The 1894-nt window shown below is 69.3% G+C and carries 2 protein-coding genes and 1 pseudogene; all 3 read left to right on the plus strand.

Annotated elements, in window-relative coordinates:
- A pseudogene (locus tag ACFP2V_RS22950) lies at positions 1 to 201 on the plus strand (hypothetical protein); the annotation flags it as partial.
- A 54-nt stretch (positions 202 to 255) separates the two neighbouring features.
- Positions 256 to 1020 (plus strand): bestrophin-like domain, encoded by a 765-nt coding sequence (locus ACFP2V_RS22955; RefSeq protein WP_381215595.1) that lies wholly within the window; start codon positions 256 to 258, stop codon positions 1018 to 1020.
- Between the two features lie 197 nt (positions 1021 to 1217).
- Entirely contained in the window at positions 1218 to 1886 is a 669-nt protein-coding gene (locus ACFP2V_RS22960) for a class F sortase (protein ID WP_381215598.1), read from the plus strand.
- The last annotated feature ends 8 nt before the right edge of the window (positions 1887 to 1894 follow it).

The raw sequence follows: 1894 nt of genomic DNA on the forward strand, positions 1-1894 counted from the left end.
CCGCGCCCCTCGCCCACCCCCCCGCCGTCGGCCGTCCCCACGCCCACCCCGCGCCCGTCCATGACGCCCGTGCACTACCCCCGGTATCGCGCGGCACCCCCGGTCAAGCGACCGTCCGGCGGCACCACGTCACCGCTCACCTTCGTCCTGCTCATCGCCGTGCCCGCGATCGTCGCCATCGCCGCGCTCCGGCCCCGCTGAGACCCATACCCGCCCGTCCCCGCCGAACCCGACAACCCGCCGTGGAGGCACCTCTTGCCGGAATGGCTTGTTCTCACCCTCGCGATGCTGGCCGTCTGCGTCGTGGTGGTCGTCATCACCCTCGTACGTCACCGCGCGGCCCCCGACGACGAGGACCCCAGCGAGACCCCGGACGTCATCGAGTACATGACGATGTGGATCGGCGTGGTGTACGCCATCGTCCTGGGTCTGGCCATCGCCGGGGTCTGGGAGGGGCGCAGCGCCGCCCAGGACCATGTGCGGGCGGAAGCGGTGGCACTGCACGAGGTCTCGGAGCGGGTACGGATCTATCCGGCCGACATCCGCGACCGCATTCGGGACGATGTCAACGTCTATGTCGGACACGTCGTGACCACCGAGTGGCGCGCCATGGCCGACAACGGACAGGTCACCGAGCGCGGGACGGAACTGCTCGACCAGGTCCGCCGGGACGTCACCGACTACGAACCGGCGACGGATTTCGAGGCCCAGGCCTATCAGCCGCTCGTCGACCAGGTGGCCGCAGCCGACCAGGCACGCGCGGCCCGTGCGGAGTCGACCGGAAAGACCATGCCGGGCGTGGTGTGGTTCGGGCTGATCGGAGGCGCGGTCGTCACCATCGGAATGATCTTCGCGCTGCAGATCCGCCGCACCCGGCGTGAGCTGATCCTCGCCGGACTGTTCTCGGCGCTGATCGCCTTCCTGCTCTTCCTGATCTGGGATTTCGACGCGCCGTTCAGCCGCGGGCTCGCCGCGTCGGCCGATCCGTTCCGCCTTCTGTTCCCCGGCATCGGGAACTGACCGGCCCGCACCACGGTTTCGGTCCGGTGGACGTGCGCCACACCGTGCGCGTCCCCCGGCGGCACCCCGGACGGCTTGCCGATCGCCGCCCGGCCACCCGTTCGCCCTTGTCCCGTCGCCGGTTCCATGCGCCGCCTCTAGCGTTTCCACCATGCGCGAGTGACACGGCGACGGCCGTGTCGAGAGGGGAAAAGCGAATGTCTGCTTTCGAACCGGCCGAATTCGAAAAGGAGACACGGCGGAAGAAGCCCACTCCGTGGGGCGTGATAGCGCTGGTTCTGCTCACCGGCCTCGCGCTCATCCGTAATGGTTCGGGGGAGTTCGACGAGGGGCCGCCGCAGCCCGCCGGGGCTGCCGCCGCGGACAGCAGGGTGCCCGGTGCCACCACGTCCGCGGCGGTGCGACCGCTGCCGTACTCGATCCCGGGCCGGGTCCGGATTCCGGCGATCCAGGTGGACGCACCGGTGATGGCGGTGAGTCTGGACGCGGAGGGGTGGGTGGACGCGCCGCCGCCCGAGGACCCCAATCTGGCGGGCTGGTTCACCGGTGGGGTCGCTCCCGGGGAGAAGGGCACGGCGGTCGTGGTCGGCCATGTCGACAACAATCTGGGCCCGGCCGTCTTCTACGGACTCGGGGCTCTGGAAAAGGGCAATCACGTCGAGGTCGAGCGCGCGGACGGAAAGACCGCGGTGTTCGAGATCTACGGCATTGAGGTCTTTGCGAAGAAAGACTTTCCCGGTGATCTGGTCTACAGCTCGAAGGGATCGTCGGAATTGCGGGTCATCACCTGCGGTGGCGGTTTCACCCAGCAGAACGGTTATGACGGGAACGTCGTCGTCTTCGCCCGCCTGGCCGAGGTCCGCTGAGCGGGGGC

The organism is Streptomyces incanus (assembly GCF_042656345.1).
Taxonomy (GTDB): Bacteria; Actinomycetota; Actinomycetes; order Streptomycetales; family Streptomycetaceae; genus Streptomyces; species Streptomyces incanus.

Excerpts from the sequence above, each read along its gene's own strand:
- ACFP2V_RS22960 (WP_381215598.1), top strand. The coding sequence starts at position 1,218 with ATGTCTGCTTTCGAACCGGCCGAATTCGAAAAGGAGACACGGCGGAAG.